The following is a 14,801-nucleotide window of genomic DNA, read 5'->3' as shown; positions in this document are numbered from 1 at the left end:
GGGAGATGTCCGGCAGGACAGAGGGGGGCGCGAAGGATCGCCAGCCTGGCACCCGACATTGAAGACCCAAGAGTTGCGACCGAGTGGCGAGCCATGACCATTTGATGCGCTGGCGGGACAGCGCCCCCCTCTGGCCTGCCGGCCATCTCCCCCACTTGGGGGGAGATCAGCAGATTCAACCAAATTTCCCGGTCCGCGGGAATCCCTTCGGCACCATCCGTCCGGCCGACGCTCTCGCGCCGATCCATTCCGCCAGCTCCTCGCGCGACCTGACGAAGGTGCGGTCTGCGGAATCCTGCCACGACAGGCCGCTCGCCAGCGTGAAAGGTTTCAGGTCGAGCAGACCGCCATCCTTGTATTTCTGCAGGCGAACGCCCTTGCCGCGGCCCATCTCCGGAATTTCGGAGAGCGCAAACACCAGCATCTTGCGGTTCTCGCCGACAATGGCGAGATGATCGCCTGACACCGGGACGCAGGCCTTGGCCTCGTCGGGCGCCTTGACGTTCATCACCTGCTTGCCCTTTCGGGTGTTGGCGACGACCTCCTCCTCCGGCACGACGAAACCATTGGCATCGTAGGAGACGAGCAGCAGCTTGCGCTTCGGGTCGTGGACGAAGGCGGTGACGATGTCCTGGTCGTTGTCCATGTCGACGATGATGCGGATCGGTTCGCCATGGCCGCGGCCGCCCGGCAGCCGGTCGGCGCCGATGGTGTAGAATTTTCCGCCGGTGGTGAAGACCAGGATCTTGTCGGTGGTCTGGGCATGGAAGGCGAGCTTGAGGCTGTCGCCTTCCTTGAAGGTGAGCGTGGAATGGTCGGCCAGATGGCCTTTCATCGCCCGCAGCCAGCCCTTTTCCGAGACCACCACGGTGACCGGCTCGCGCTCGATCATGGCGTGCGCAATGTCGGTCAGATCATGCTCCGGCGCGTCGGCGAACTGGGTGCGGCGCTTGCCGAGTTCGGTCTCGGGGCCGAACTTGTCGCGAACCTGCGTGACTTCCCATTTGATCGTCGACCATTGCTTGGCGTCGGATGCGAGCAATGCCTCGATCTGCTTCTTCTCGGTGGTGAGACCGTCGAACTCCTTGCGGATCTCGAACTCTTCCAGCTTGCGCAGGGCCCGCAGCCGCATGTTGAGGATGGCTTCGGCCTGGGTGTCGGTGAGCGACCAACGGGCCATCATCACCTGCTTGGGCTCATCCTCCTCGCGGATGATCCTGATGACCTCGTCGATGTTGAGATAGGCGATCAGGTAGCCGGCAAGGATTTCCAGCCGCTTCTCGATCTCGCCAAGCCGATGCTTCGAGCGGCGGATCAGCACATCGCGCCGATGGTCGAGCCACTCCTTCAGCACGCCCTTCAGCGACAGGACGTTAGGCACCTTGCCCCGCGACAAAACGTTCATGTTGAGGGGAAACCGGCTTTCGAGCTCGGTCAGCTTGAACAGCGATTCCATCAGAATGCCGGGATCGACCGAACGGCTCTTCGGTACGAGCACAATGCGGACGTCCTCGGCGCTTTCATCCCTGACATCCTCAAGCAGCGGCAATTTGCGCGCGATCAAAAGCTCGGCGATCTTCTCGATCAGCCTGGCCTTCTGGATGCCGTAGGGGATTTCAGTGACGACGATGCTCCAGGTGCCCCTGCCCTGATCCTCCTGGCCCCATTTGGCGCGCACGCGAAAACCGCCGCGGCCGGTCTCATAGGCCTCCAGGATGGATGCGCGGCTGTCGACGATGATGCCGCCGGTCGGGAAATCCGGCCCCTGGACGAACTCCATCAGCTTTGTCACCGGCGCGTCCGGCTGCTCGATCAACTGCAGCGCTGCGTCGCAAAGCTCGGCGGCATTGTGCGGCGGGATGGAGGTAGCCATGCCGACCGCAATGCCGGAGGAACCGTTGGCGAGCAGATTCGGGAAGGCGCCGGGAAGCACTACGGGCTCCTCGTCCTCCTCGTTGTAGGTTGGCCGGAAATCGACGGCGTCCTCGGTGATGCCGGCAAGCAAATCGCTCGCCACCTCGGTCATGCGCGCCTCGGTATAGCGCATGGCGGCGGCGTTATCGCCGTCGATATTGCCGAAATTGCCCTGCCCGTCGACGAGGGGATAGCGCATGGAGAAATCCTGCGCCAGGCGCACCAGCGCGTCGTAGATCGACTGGTCGCCATGCGGATGGAACTTGCCCATCACGTCGCCGACGATGCGGGCGCATTTGGCAAAGCCCTGGTCGGGGTTGAGCCTGAGCAGCCGCATCGCATGCATGATGCGGCGATGCACAGGCTTCAGCCCGTCGCGCACGTCAGGCAGCGCCCGGTGCATGATGGTCGACAGCGCATAGGCGAGATAGCGCTCTTCCAGCGCCTTCTTCAGATCGACCGGTTCGATGTGGTCACCACCGCCATTTTCAGGCGGCAAAATCCTTTTTCCCATGCGGCTGGACTAGCCGAGCGGGTGATTCGCGGCAAGGCGGGGCTGCGGAAATCCGCACTTTGCAGCCTTTGGGCTTACGAGGGCGGCTCAAGGTCCGACAATGGATGTGACGGACTTCATGTTCCCCCTTGCCGTCCCTGTGCAACAGCAGCGGTAGCAGTGCTGTTGCCAACCAACATCAATCTGTTACACGCCTTCTCTAAGGCAGGAGACGGTACGCAGGGGAGCCCGACCTTCATGACATATTCACCGCATCGGGCGAAGGCTCCCGCTCCGATTTGCCTTTCGCCGTGATTTTCGACAACTCTGCGGGAAAGCGCCTTTTTCCCGTCCAGTTCGTCACGGAATGGTGATGGCGTAGAATTGAGAAAACACTTTTTCAGGACTCTCTCAGGGAACTCGCGATGACAATCCAACGTTCGACACTCAAGAAACTTGCTTTTTCGACCTTTTTGCTGACGCTGCCGCTGAATGCCGCCTTTGCGCAAGACACGGCGGTTGCCGACCGACTGAAGGCCGCACTTGCCGTCCAGGGCGTCGATATCACCTGGACCGGCGTTACCGGCGACAATTCCAGCATGGTGCTGCAGGGCGTGTCGGTCAAACCGGCGGCCGAAAAGGAGGCGCTGCCGATCGGCGACGTCAAGCTCGAGGGCGTGACCGAAGCCAATGGCGGCTTCGATGTCGCGACCATCACGACTTCGGCCTTCGAGCACAGCAAGGACGGCGTCACGCTCAACCTCACCCCCTTCGTCATCCACGACGCCAACATCCCGGCTGAGGGCGCTACAGGCCCGCTCGGCTCGATGATGATCTACAAGTCGGCCGAACTCGAAAGCCTGACGGTCAAGGTTGCCGACAAGACCGCCTTCTCGGTGGATGGGCTTGCTGTCCAGATCACGCCGCCGGCCGACGGCAAGGCGATGGAGTTTTCCGCCACCACGGAAAAGTTCAACGCCGACCTGACCCTGGTCGACGATGCGAAATCCAAGGAAGCCATCGAGGCCCTCGGCTACCAGAACATCTCGGGCAATATCGAAATCGGCGGCACCTGGCAGCCGAGCGACGGCAAGATGGACCTGTCGAAATACGACATCTCGGTCGAGAATGCCGGCACGCTCGGCATGACCTTCGGCCTCGGCGGCTACACGGTCGACTTCGTCAAGTCGCTGCAGGAGATGCAGAAGAAGATGGCGGCGCAGCCCGAAGGGGCTGACAATTCGGCGCAAGGCATGGCCCTGCTCGGCCTGTTGCAGCAGCTCTCCTTCAACAGCGCATCGATCCGCTTCGATGACGATTCGCTCACCGGCAAAGTGCTTGAGTATGTCGGCAAGCAGCAGGGCATGTCGGGCAAGGACATCGCCAACCAGGCCAAGGCGATCGTGCCGTTCGGCATGGCGCAGCTCAACAATCCCGAACTGACCGCCGAAGTGACGGCCGCGGTGAGCAAGTACCTCGACGATCCGAAGAGCCTCGAGATTTCGGCCGAGCCGCCGGCAGCGGTGCCGTTCGCGCTGATCATGGCCGGCGCCATGTCCAACCCGGCCGACCTGACCAAGACGCTGGGCGTCCACGTCAAGGCCAACGAAGACTGATCGAAGTTCGCTCCCTTCTCCCGGTCACTATACGGGGAGAAGGTGCCGGCAGGCGGATGAGGGGCGGCGCCAACGCCTGCAAATTGTAGTTCGATGCTGAACCGGTTGTCAGAAGGCGCCAACTGCTAAGGCCGTTCGCCAATCGCCTGCATGCGTGCTGCCCCTCATTGTCCTGTCGGACATTTCTCCCCGTATAGAGACGGGGAGAAAGGGCGGCTTCAACGCTGCCGTCAGTCCTTCTTCACTGCCGCGACACGCAGCGACAGATCACGCAACTGCTGCGGCGAGGCTTCCGAAGGCGCGTTCATCAACAAATCGTAGGCCTGCTGGTTCATCGGGAACATGGTGATCTCTCGCAGGTTCTTGGCGCCGACCAGCAGCATGACGACACGGTCGACGCCGGCCGCCATGCCGCCATGCGGCGGGGCGCCATACTGGAAGGCGCGGTAGAGGCCACCAAAGCGTTCTTCCACCGTGGCGCGGTCGAGGCCAACCGTCTCGAACGCCTTGACCATGGTTTCCGGCAAATGGTTGCGGATACCGCCAGAGGCGATCTCGAAGCCGTTGCAGACCATGTCGTACTGGAAGGCCTTGATGCCGAGCAGGTCGTCGCCGTTGAGCGCGTCGATACCGCCTTGCGGCATCGAGAACGGGTTGTGGGCGAAGTCGATCTTCTTCTCCTCCTCGCTCCATTCGAAGAACGGGAAGTCGACGATCCAGCACAATTCGAAGCGCTCGCGGTCGACAAGGTTCAGTTCTTCGCCGGCACGCGTACGCGCGGCACCGGCGAAGGTAACGAACTTCTTCGGATCGCCGGCGACGAAGAAGGCGGCGTCGCCATCGGCAAGGCCGAGCTGCTGGCGGATCGCCTCGGTGCGCTCCTCGCCGATGTTCTTGGCCAGCGGACCGGCGCCTTCAAGCTTGTCGCCTTCCTTGCGCCAGAAGATGTAACCCAGTCCCGGCTGGCCCTCGCCCTGCGCCCACGAGTTCATGCGGTCGCAGAAGGCGCGGCTGCCGCCGGTCTTGGCCGGAATGCCCCACACTTCGGCCTTCGGATCGTTGGCCAGAATGTTGGCGAAGACCTTGAAGCCGGAATCGCGAAAATGGTCGGAGACGGCCTGCATCTCGATCGGGTTGCGCAGGTCCGGCTTGTCGGAGCCATATTTGCGCATGGCGACATCGTAAGGAATGCGCTGGAATGTCTGCGTCACCGGCTTGCCGTTGGCGAAGGTCTCGAAGACGCCGCGCATCACCGGTTCCATGGTCGACAGCACGTCGTCCTGCTCGACGAAGCTCATTTCGAGGTCGAGCTGGTAGAATTCGCCGGGCAGACGGTCGGCGCGCGGGTCCTCGTCGCGGAAGCAGGGCGCGATCTGGAAATAGCGGTCGAAGCCCGAAACCATGATCAGTTGCTTGTACTGCTGCGGCGCCTGCGGCAGCGCGTAAAAGGTGCCGGGATGGATGCGCGACGGCACCAGGAAGTCGCGCGCGCCTTCCGGCGACGAGGCCGTCAGGATCGGCGTCGAGAATTCGGTGAAGCCGACATCGGTCATACGCTTGCGCATCTCGGCGATGATTTTCGTGCGCGCCACGATGTTCCTGTGCAGCGTCTCGCGGCGCAGGTCGAGAAAACGGTACTTCAGGCGGATGTCTTCGGGATAGTCGGGCTCGCCGAACACCGGCAGCGGCAATTCCTTGGCTGCCGACAGCACCTCGATCTCGCGGGCAAAGATCTCGATCTCGCCGGTCGGCAGGTTGGCGTTGGTGGTGTCCGGCAGGCGCGCCTTGACCTCGCCGTCGACGCGGATCACCCATTCGCCACGCAGCGTCTCGGCCACCTTGAAGGCGGGCGAATCCGGATCGGCGACGATCTGGGTCAGGCCGTAATGGTCGCGCAGATCGATGAACAGCAGGCCGCCATGGTCGCGCACGCGATGCACCCAGCCCGACAGGCGAACCGAAGAGCCGACATCGCTCTTTCTCAACTGGGCACAGGTGTGGCTGCGGTAACGATGCATTGTCATGTCAAAATTCCGGGGTGCTGGGTTGTGGGTCGAGCATCAAAGCCCGGTCCAAAATTTGCGCGAAAAGCGCATGGGAGGCCCGATTTGTCAAGGCAAGCCGGGTTTGGGTCGCCGCCCTATGCGATCGTCAGCATAAAGTCTTTGCCAGGCTTGGCGCATTGCCGCCAGGCATGTTTCTCGCGACAGCGCCGTCCTCAAGCAATCTGGAGATGCTTCATGCCGAAACGCACAGTCCCGTCGGGCGTCGGGCCACATAATGGCCGCGAGTTGGCACTGATGCTTCAGGGCGACAAGCCGATGGCCCTGTTCGGGGCGGAGCCGGGTATGGACGCCGAAGATATTGGCGACACGGGCTTTGCACCGTTTGTCGACGAAGGCCGCATCCTGAAGTTCACCCACTTTGATCCAGAGACGTCCGTGGAAGATCGCCGCTACTGCCTGCCGACAGAGGAATGGCGCTGCAAACTGAGCTTGTTGATCTCCAGAATGTGCCGCAGCGGAGAGGCCTTTGACATCTTCACATCGAATGATCTGGCGAGGCTTGAAGGAGCCCTTCTCGGTTATTCAAAGGAAGATGTCGAAGTGTTCGTCGCCCATGCTGCGTCCCGGACTGCCCGCGCGCCGAGCTCCGTTTAAGCCAAATGGATTTCGGCGCCCTGGCGTTCGAAATCCGCGAGGATCGCGGCCGGCGCGGTCTTTTCGACCACGAGGTGGCGGATCGCCTCTGGCCTGGCGACCCGGTAGGGTGCGGCTGTGGCTAGCTTGTCGTTGGTTACAGCGATGACGATGCCTGCGCTGTTCTTGGCCATCGCCCGCTTTACCTCGGCCTCAGCCGAATCGAAGGCCGTGACGCCGCGCGACGCATCGAGACCGCAGGATCCGAGAACAAACAGGTCCGCGCCAAGTTGCGCGACAGCGGCAAGCGTGTCGGCGCCGACGCAGGCGCCGAGGTGGCGGTCGAACCGTCCCCCAAGCACAATCAGCTCGACCAAAGCGTGGTTTGACAGGACGGAGGCAATTTCGAGCGAGTTGGTGGCGACGGTCAGATCGAGGTCGCGCGGGATGGCCCTGGCGATCGCGGCATTGGTCGAGCCGCTGTCGATGAACAGGGTCTGTCCGCGCGAAAGCAGTGCCACGGTCGCGCGGGCCAGCCGCGTCTTTTCTTCGACCGCATGGCCGACGCGCAGGCCGACCGGCGTGGCCGCGAAGGGTGCGGCCGCGACCGCGCCGCCATAGACGCGGCGGCACTGCCCGGCCTTGGCCAACTCCCTGAGGTCGCGGCGAACCGTGTCTTCCGAAACGCCGAAGCGGCCTGCCAGCTCGCCGGCCAGCACCCTTCCCTCGACGGCCAGGCGATCGCGAATGATTTGATGCCGCTCATCGGTCAGCATTGCATGATCCTGTTTTCTTTGTGCACGTTCTTGCACAATTTGCATGTTTGTGCAAGATAAGGGGATATCAACGACAATCTCCGGCTCTCTTCCCCGAAAGCATCGTCATGACCTTTGGCCTCCGCCTCGCTCCGCAACACCGGGTCTACGCCGGCTTTGCGATCTATTCGTTCGCCATGGGCCAAATCTTCCCGCGGCTGCCCGACATCAAACATGCCATGGGCATAGGAGACGGCACGCTCGGGCTCAGCCTGATCGGGACGCCGATTGGCACCTTGACCGCGCTGACGCTGGCGGCGCCGATCCTGGAGGGCGTCGGCTTCCGCCGCGCGCTGCTCGGACTGGTGCCGCTTTTGTCGGTCGTCTTTGCCATTGCCGTGCATGCGCCTGGGCCGCTTGCGCTATTCCTGATGCTGTTTCCGGTCGGCCTGATGATCGGCAGCGTCGAGATCATTCTCAATGTCGAGGCCGACAGAACCGAATTCCTGCTCAAGCGCCGGATCATGAACCGGGCGCATTCGTTCTGGAGCATTGGCTTTTTCGGCGCCGGCCTGTTCGGCGCCGCGCTTGCGCATCTCGGCATATCGCCGCAACTGCACCTGGCGATTGTCGTACCGATGGTGGCGACAGGAATCGCGCTGTTTCTCGGCGGTTACGAACCGGCGCCGAGCCGCTTCGCCGGCAATGACGAGACGGCGCCAAGGCTGGCGCGGCCGACGCTGCCTATCCTCGTCCTCGTCGCGGTGACGCTGTCGGCGATGCTGATGGAAGGCGCCAGCATCGACTGGTCGGCAATCTACATGCGCACCGTGTTCGATGCGGGCCCTTTCGTCGCCGGCTTCACAGTGGCGCTGTTTGCATTCTCGCAAGCGAGCACGCGCTTCTTTGCCGACTCCTTTGTCGACCGCCACTCGCCGAGCGTCGTGGCGCGGGTGCTGCTGGCGACGATGGCGGTGGGCGTGCTGCTCGTCTTCTTCTCGCCTGCCCCGCTCGTATCGATGCTGGGCTTTGCGCTACTTGGCATCGGCAGCAGCGTGCTCTTTCCGTTGGCGATCTCGGCGGCAGCCCAGCGGACGGACCGCTCCGCGACGATCAATGTCGCGGCGCTGTCGCAGATTTCCTTCGTCGCCTTCCTGCTCGGCCCGCCGCTGCTCGGTTTCGTCTCCGACCATTGGGGCATCCGCTCGGCCTTCGGTATCGGCATCCCGTTCATCATGCTCAGCCTGCTGACCGCCGGCTCGCTTGGCCGAAGGGCTGCCCGGGGCAAGCCTGCGCCGGCGAGCGAAGCTTTGGCGAGGGCCGACGGAGCTTGAACGGCCGCACTTGAAGCCACACACCTGTTGGCGGCGGGACAAGCCACTGGCATTGGCCACACCGATGGTTCAGAACTGTGGAGCCACCTAAGCAACGGTTCCGTATGTCCTCCATCCGCCCGCTGATCCCGCTCCTCATCGCCGCCGGCATCCTGCTTGGCGGCAACGGGCTGCAGGGCACGCTGATCGCGTTGCGCGGCGCGCAGGAAGGGTTTTCGGCCTCCGACATCGGCCTGATGGGCACGTTCTATTTCGCCGGCTTCCTGCTTGGTTGCCTCGCAGTCACCCGCATCCTCAAGGCAGTCGGCCATGTCCGGACGTTTTCAGCGCTCGCCGCCATCGCCGCTGCCAGTACGCTGCTCCTGGTGCTGGTGATCGACCCGGTGATGTGGTGCGCGGTGCGCTTTGCCGGCGGTTTCTGCTTTGCCGGCCTGTTCACCGTCATGGAAGCGTGGCTGAACTCCGGCGTCGAAAACAAGGATCGTGCGCGGGTGCTCGCCGTCTACCGCATGGTCGATATCGGCTCGGTAACCGGCGCGCAGTTCCTGATCCCGATCTTCGGCCCCGGCGGCTTTGCCATCTTCGCCATCATGTCGATGATGATCACGCTGTCGCTGGTTCCGGTGTCGCTCGGCGACCGCTCCAACCCGACGCCGCCGGAAGACGTCAAGCTCGATCTCGCCCGCGTCTGGCGGATTTCGCCGCTCGGCTGCTTCGGCTGCATCTGCGTCGGCGTCACCAACAGCGCGTTCCGCACGCTGTCGCCGGTCTATGCCGAGCAGATCGGCATGTCGGTGGCCGATGTCGTCACCTTCGTCAGCGTCGGCATTTTCGGCGGCGCCCTTATCCAGTATCCGCTGGGCTACCTCTCCGACCGCTGGGATCGGCGCGCGGTGCTTCTGGCCACGACATGCGGCGCCATGTTCGCGGCGCTGGCGCTGGTCTTCGTCGCCGGCGCCGATCCGACCCTCAATTTGATCATCGTCTTCATCTTCGGCAGCTTCGCCATGCCGCTCTATTCGCTGTCGGCGGCGCATTCCAACGACCGCGCCGACAAGGGCGAGTTCGTGCTGATCAATGCCGCCTTGATGCTGTTCTATTCCTTCGGCGCCATCGGTGGCCCCTTCGCGGCCTCGACGGCCATGCAATATTTCGGACCGGGCGCCCTGTTTGTCTTCAGCGCAGTCGTCTACGCCACCCTCATCGCCATCATTCTCTACCGCATGCAGGTGCGCGGCAGCGTGCCGGCGGGCAAGCGCAGCCGCTTCACGGCCCTGCTGCGCACATCGACCGTCTTCGCGCGGCTGGCGCGCAGAAATGGCGATTCCGACGGATCGGCCGATACTTGACCGAAGGGCGGCTTGACGAAAGCGCCCATGGCTGAAATTGAAAGAGAACCTTACCCGTTACTAAAAAGCGATTTGATGCACGTCATCACCACCCAAAATGAGCTCGAGTCCGTTCTCGCCGCTTTTGAAAAGTCGGATTTCGTCACCGTTGACACCGAATTCATCCGCGAAACGACATTCTGGCCGATTCTGTGCCTGATCCAGATGGCGGCGCCCGGCGTGACCGCGCTGATCGACCCGCTGGCGCCCGACATCAACCTCGCCCCGTTCTTCCGGCTGATGGCCAATGAGGCGGTGGTCAAGGTTTTCCATGCCGCGCGCCAGGACATTGAAATCATCGTCCATCTCGGCGACCTGGTGCCGCATCCGGTGTTCGACACCCAGGTCGCGGCCATGGTCTGCGGCTTCGGCGACAGCGTCTCCTACGATCAGCTGGTGCAGCGCATCACCGGCGCACGGCTCGACAAATCCTCGCGTTTCACCGACTGGCGCCACCGGCCGCTGTCGGACAAGCAGCTCGACTATGCGCTGGCCGACGTCACCCATCTGATCGACGTCTACAAGCACCTCAGCGCCGAACTGGAGCGGGAAAACCGCGCCCATTGGCTGAACGAGGAAATGGAGGTGCTGACTTCGCGCGAGACCTACGATCCGCACCCCGAAGACGCCTGGAAGCGGCTGAAGATGCGGCTGCGCAAGCCGCAGGAGCTGGCGATCGTGCAGACGGTGGCGGCATGGCGCGAACGCGAGGCGCGCGAGCGTGACGTGCCGCGCGGCCGGGTGCTCAAGGACGACGCCATATACGAGGTCGCCCAGCAGGCGCCGCGCGATGCGGCAGCCCTTGGCAAGCTGCGCACCACGCCGAAAGGCTGGGAACGGTCATCGACGGCAACGGCGCTGCTCGGCGCGGTCAACACGGCGCTCGCTTTGCCCCGCGAAGAAATGCCGAAGCTGCCCAAGAGCTTTCAGCCGCCCGAGGGCTCCAATGCCGCCTCCGAGCTGTTGAAAGTGCTGTTGCGGATCGTCGCCGAGAAGGAAGGCGTCGCCTCGAAAGTGCTGGCGTCCAGCGACGACATCGACCGCATCGCCGCCGAGGGCGAGGATGCCGACGTGCCGGCCCTGCAGGGCTGGCGACGCGCCGTGTTCGGCGAAGCCGCACTGAAGCTGGTGCGCGGCGAAATCGGCATCAAGTTCGACAAGCGCAAGATCGCGGTGTTCGATTTGTAGACCCCCACCCCGCTCCGCTGCGCGGAGCGACCCTCCCCACAAGGGGGAGGGTAAACAACTGCCCTACACCGCTCCGAGCAGGTGCAGCGCGAACCATATCCATGCCAGCAAGAGAATGATCGCGCCGACGTAGAAGGCGCGGCTGCGAAACCGCAGATTGTTGCTGGTGAGGTGGACCCAGGCGTGGCCATAGCGGGAAATCACGAAAATCCACATCAAGGCCAGGGTCAGATAATTGACGCCATTGGTCGCGTGCAGCGCCAGGCACAGCACATAGAACAGCACCGGCAGTTCGAACTGGTTGATGAGATTGTTGGCAACCGTGACGCTCGACCCGGGCTCGGTCGTGCGCACCTTGTATTGACCGACCTTGGCCTCGCCCGATTTGACCGCGCCGTAGCGGCGCCGGCCCATCACGACATAGACGATATAGACGAGGAACACCTGCGCCAGCATCGGCCAGAAAATCGCGGTCTGGCTCATGGCGTTGCCCCTGCTCTGTCGTTCATGCCTGTGGACGCCGCTGGGCGGCAAGGATCAAAAACGCGATGACGATGACGGGGATCGCCAGCAGCGCGAATTTGGTGACGATCAGCGACGAGGCGAAAGACAGAGAATCCGGGTTGGCCGACAGCGCATCGGACAGAAGCCGCGCCACCGCAATGTTCTGGGCGTAGTCGGCGCACGTGTAGGGCAGCACGATGACCAGCGCGAACAGTGCCTGAAGCTGCACCGGCATGGCACGAAAACTCTTCAGCCGCCGCCCGGTTGCCAGGATCAAGCTGACCATGGTCAGCGACAGCAGCGCCGGGAAGAGAAGGTCGAAAGTCAAATAGTGCCAGACCAGGATGATCTCGCTGCCGCGCCGGCCGAGTGCCGTCAGCCAGGCCATGCCCTCGTCGGGCGTGAACCCGCCAAGGCGCACGTCGAGCGACGGCAGGCCACCGCTCAGCCGGCGGAAATAGAAGAATTCCAGCAGCGTCATGATGATGAAAACCGCCGCGGCGGCAAAGCACAGCGCGCCGGCATGGCGCGCCAGCCGCAGCACGATCGTCGCCTGGTGGCGCCAGAGCATGTACCGCTCTGGCTGCCGGTCAGGCTCCGCCAGGATAGTTCGGGCTTTCGCGGGTAATCGTGACGTCATGGGCGTGGCTTTCACGAAGTCCGGCGTTGGATATGCGCACAAAGGTGGCGCGTTCGCGAAAATCGGCAAGGTCGCGGCCACCGACATAACCCATAGCGGCTTTTAGCCCGCCCGCAAGCTGGTGCAGCACGCCAGACGCAGGTCCCTTGTAGGGCACCTGCCCTTCAATGCCTTCCGGGACCAGTTTCAGCGTGTCGCGAACCTCGGCCTGGAAGTAGCGATCGGCCGAGCCGCGCGCCATGGCGCCGACAGAGCCCATGCCGCGATAGGCCTTGAAGGAGCGGCCCTGATGCAGATAGACCTCGCCCGGGCTTTCGTCGGTGCCGGCCAGCAGCGAACCGATCATGGCCGCACCGGCGCCGGCGGCAAGCGCCTTGGCCAGGTCACCCGAATATTTGATGCCGCCGTCGGCGACGACCGACACGCCTGATCTATGCGCCGTCTCGACCGCCGACATGATCGCCGAAAGCTGCGGCACGCCGACGCCGGCGACGATGCGCGTGGTGCAGATCGAGCCCGGGCCGATGCCGACCTTGACGGCATCGGCGCCGGCGTCGATCAGCGCCTGCGTGCCTTCGGCGGTGGCGACGTTGCCGGCCAGGATGCGGACGGAATTGGAAAGCTTCTTGGCCCGCGTCACCGCATCGAGCACGCGCTGCGAATGGCCATGCGCGGTGTCGATGACCAGGAGGTCGACACCGGCATCGATCAACCGCTCGGCGCGCTCGAAGCCGTCATCGCCGACGCTGGTGGCTGCCGCCGCCCGCAGGCGCCCCTGCGCATCCTTGGTGGCGTGCGGGTTGAGCTGCGACTTCTCGATGTCCTTGACGGTGATCAGGCCGACGCAATTGCCGGACTTGTCCACGACGACGAGCTTTTCGATGCGGTGCTGATGCAGCAGCCGCTTGGCCTCGTCCTGGTCGACATTCTCCTTGACCGTGATCAGGTTCTCACGGGTCATCAATTCGTAGACTTTCTGCCCCGGATCGGAGGCGAAGCGCACGTCGCGGTTGGTCAGGATGCCGACGAGGCGGCCGATCTTCTGGCCGCCGGTGCCGCCATTCTCGACCACCGGAATGCCCGAGATGGAATAGGTGCGCATCAGCGCCAGCGCGTCGGCCAGGGTGGCGTCGGGGCCGATGGTGACCGGATTGATGACCATGCCCGATTCGAACTTCTTGACCTGACGCACCTGCTCGGCCTGTTCGGCCGGCGAGAAATTGCGGTGGATGACGCCGATGCCGCCGGCCTGCGCCATGGCGATGGCAAGCCTCGCCTCGGTGACGGTGTCCATGGCGGCCGACAGGATCGGCACGTTGAGGTCGATGTCGGTGGCGATGCGGGTGCGGATGTCGGTCTCACCGGGCATGACCTCGGAATGACCGGGCTGCAACAGCACGTCGTCAAAGGTCAGCGCCAGCGCGCCGGTGGACGTTTCGATGATTTTTGCCATGGCCAGTCCTCGGATACGAAAAGCGCCGGGAGAATACAAAAAAGCGCTGGACCGAAATGGACAGCGCCGACTCGTTTCTTCCCTTTCAGGATTGGCGCTGGCTGGTAACACGTCGCGGCGTGGTTGAAAAGCCGGTCGTGGCCTATTCGGCGGACTTGCCCAACAGGGCATCGAGCAAGACATGGCGCGGTGACCCGAAAGGATTGACGACCGTTACGCCGCCCCAGGTGAAGCCGTCCTGCAGATCTTCCGACAGCAGCAGCCGGCAACCGGTTTGCGAGGCAACAGACAGGATGGTCGCATCCCAGATGCCGAAATGGTGATCGGTCGCAAGATCAGCCGCGACCGTCATCACCTCCGGCGTCGTGCCGACAACCGGAAACGCGTCGCGCCAGCTCAACAGGGCGTCGCGCGCTTGTGCACGTGATCGTCCGGCCTTGCGTGTGAGAACGGTGAACAATTCGCCGAGCACTTGGACTGGAATGACGGCTGCCTCTTGCGCAATGTCGTGCAGCAGGCCGAAAACGATGTCGCGCTTCTCGGCTCCGTTGATCCCCTCGGCATAAACAAGGATGTTGGTATCGAGCGCGACCTTCACCGCTCGTCCTCGTAAAGCTCGTCGCGGCTCCAGCGCCCGGCTTCTACAACAGGCTGGCGTTCGAGGCGCGACAGCAGCGCTGTGCGCGAACGAGACGCCGCAGGGTCGGGCTGCCCTGCAGGCACGATCCGCGCCACGGGGCGCCCATGGCTGGTCACGACATAGCTCTGTCCTTCGCGGACACCGCGCAGGAGGAGCGAGAATTTGCGGTTGGCGTCGGCTGCGGAAACGGCTTCTTCCATGGCATTGTCCATATAGTAGTTATATTCACTACAGCAT

At 63.3% G+C, this 14,801-nt stretch carries 13 protein-coding genes; 5 read left to right on the top strand and 8 right to left on the bottom strand.

Annotation, left to right across the window (positions count from 1 at the left end; all coding sequences use genetic code 11):
- Positions 1-175 precede the first annotated feature (175 nt).
- Positions 176-2,428, bottom strand: coding sequence for a DNA topoisomerase IV subunit A (gene parC / locus NKK52_RS06675; RefSeq protein WP_023673024.1), 2,253 nt, complete (start codon positions 2,426-2,428; stop codon positions 176-178).
- A gap of 404 nt (positions 2,429-2,832) precedes the next feature.
- Between parC and NKK52_RS06670 the strand changes: the two genes are divergently transcribed.
- Positions 2,833-4,023 (top strand): aq_1923 C-terminal domain, encoded by a 1,191-nt coding sequence (locus NKK52_RS06670; RefSeq protein ID WP_023682420.1) that lies wholly within the window; start codon positions 2,833-2,835, stop codon positions 4,021-4,023.
- A gap of 230 nt (positions 4,024-4,253) precedes the next feature.
- Here NKK52_RS06670 and aspS read toward each other — a convergent pair whose 3' ends face one another.
- Positions 4,254-6,041, bottom strand: a complete 1,788-nt coding sequence (gene aspS, locus NKK52_RS06665; protein WP_023682421.1) for an aspartate--tRNA ligase — start codon at positions 6,039-6,041, stop codon at positions 4,254-4,256.
- 222 nt (positions 6,042-6,263) lie between these two features.
- On the opposite strand from aspS, the gene NKK52_RS06660 reads away from it, so the two are divergent.
- The gene (locus tag NKK52_RS06660; protein WP_023682422.1) at positions 6,264-6,683 is read left to right on the top strand and encodes a hypothetical protein; all 420 of its coding nucleotides are present in this window, start codon (positions 6,264-6,266) and stop codon (positions 6,681-6,683) included.
- Here NKK52_RS06660 and NKK52_RS06655 read toward each other — a convergent pair.
- Positions 6,680-7,438, bottom strand: a complete 759-nt coding sequence (locus tag NKK52_RS06655; protein ID WP_023682423.1) for a DeoR/GlpR family DNA-binding transcription regulator — start codon at positions 7,436-7,438, stop codon at positions 6,680-6,682. The genes NKK52_RS06660 and NKK52_RS06655 overlap by 4 nt on opposite strands.
- Positions 7,439-7,545: 107 nt before the next feature.
- On the opposite strand from NKK52_RS06655, the gene NKK52_RS06650 reads away from it, so the two are divergent.
- The 3 genes from NKK52_RS06650 to rnd all read left to right on the top strand — a co-directional run bounded on the left by NKK52_RS06650 (position 7,546) and on the right by rnd (position 11,327).
- Positions 7,546-8,751: an MFS transporter gene (locus tag NKK52_RS06650; protein WP_023682424.1), complete on the top strand. Its 1,206-nt coding sequence runs from the start codon at positions 7,546-7,548 to the stop codon at positions 8,749-8,751.
- A 104-nt stretch (positions 8,752-8,855) separates the two neighbouring features.
- Positions 8,856-10,100 carry an MFS transporter gene (locus NKK52_RS06645; protein WP_023682425.1) on the top strand — a complete coding sequence of 415 codons (1,245 nt, stop codon included), beginning with the start codon at positions 8,856-8,858 and terminating at the stop codon, positions 10,098-10,100.
- A gap of 75 nt (positions 10,101-10,175) precedes the next feature.
- Positions 10,176-11,327, top strand: a complete 1,152-nt coding sequence (rnd, locus tag NKK52_RS06640; protein WP_023682426.1) for a ribonuclease D — start codon at positions 10,176-10,178, stop codon at positions 11,325-11,327.
- Positions 11,328-11,390: 63 nt separating this feature from the next.
- Here the strand turns inward: rnd and NKK52_RS06635 are convergent, their stop codons facing one another.
- From NKK52_RS06635 to NKK52_RS06615, 5 genes are all read right to left on the bottom strand, one after another.
- Positions 11,391-11,810, bottom strand: a complete 420-nt coding sequence (locus NKK52_RS06635; RefSeq protein ID WP_023682427.1) for an MAPEG family protein — start codon at positions 11,808-11,810, stop codon at positions 11,391-11,393.
- A gap of 22 nt (positions 11,811-11,832) precedes the next feature.
- Positions 11,833-12,402 (bottom strand): hypothetical protein, encoded by a 570-nt coding sequence (locus NKK52_RS06630; RefSeq protein WP_023673033.1) that lies wholly within the window; start codon positions 12,400-12,402, stop codon positions 11,833-11,835.
- A 19-nt stretch (positions 12,403-12,421) separates the two neighbouring features.
- Positions 12,422-13,924 carry an IMP dehydrogenase gene (gene guaB, locus NKK52_RS06625; protein WP_023682429.1) on the bottom strand — a complete coding sequence of 501 codons (1,503 nt, stop codon included), beginning with the start codon at positions 13,922-13,924 and terminating at the stop codon, positions 12,422-12,424.
- Between the two features lie 142 nt (positions 13,925-14,066).
- Positions 14,067-14,522, bottom strand: coding sequence for a PIN domain-containing protein (locus NKK52_RS06620; protein WP_023682430.1), 456 nt, complete (start codon positions 14,520-14,522; stop codon positions 14,067-14,069).
- Positions 14,519-14,764 carry a type II toxin-antitoxin system Phd/YefM family antitoxin gene (locus NKK52_RS06615; RefSeq protein ID WP_023673036.1) on the bottom strand — a complete coding sequence of 82 codons (246 nt, stop codon included), beginning with the start codon at positions 14,762-14,764 and terminating at the stop codon, positions 14,519-14,521. The genes NKK52_RS06620 and NKK52_RS06615 overlap by 4 nt, the downstream gene beginning before the upstream one ends.
- Between the last annotated feature and the right edge of the window lie 37 nt (positions 14,765-14,801).

Source organism: Mesorhizobium sp. C277A (genome assembly GCF_040324395.1).
Lineage (GTDB): Bacteria > Pseudomonadota > Alphaproteobacteria > Rhizobiales > Rhizobiaceae > Mesorhizobium.
Note: the sequence above shows the minus strand (reverse complement) of the source record. Positions and strands in the feature narration are given on the sequence as shown.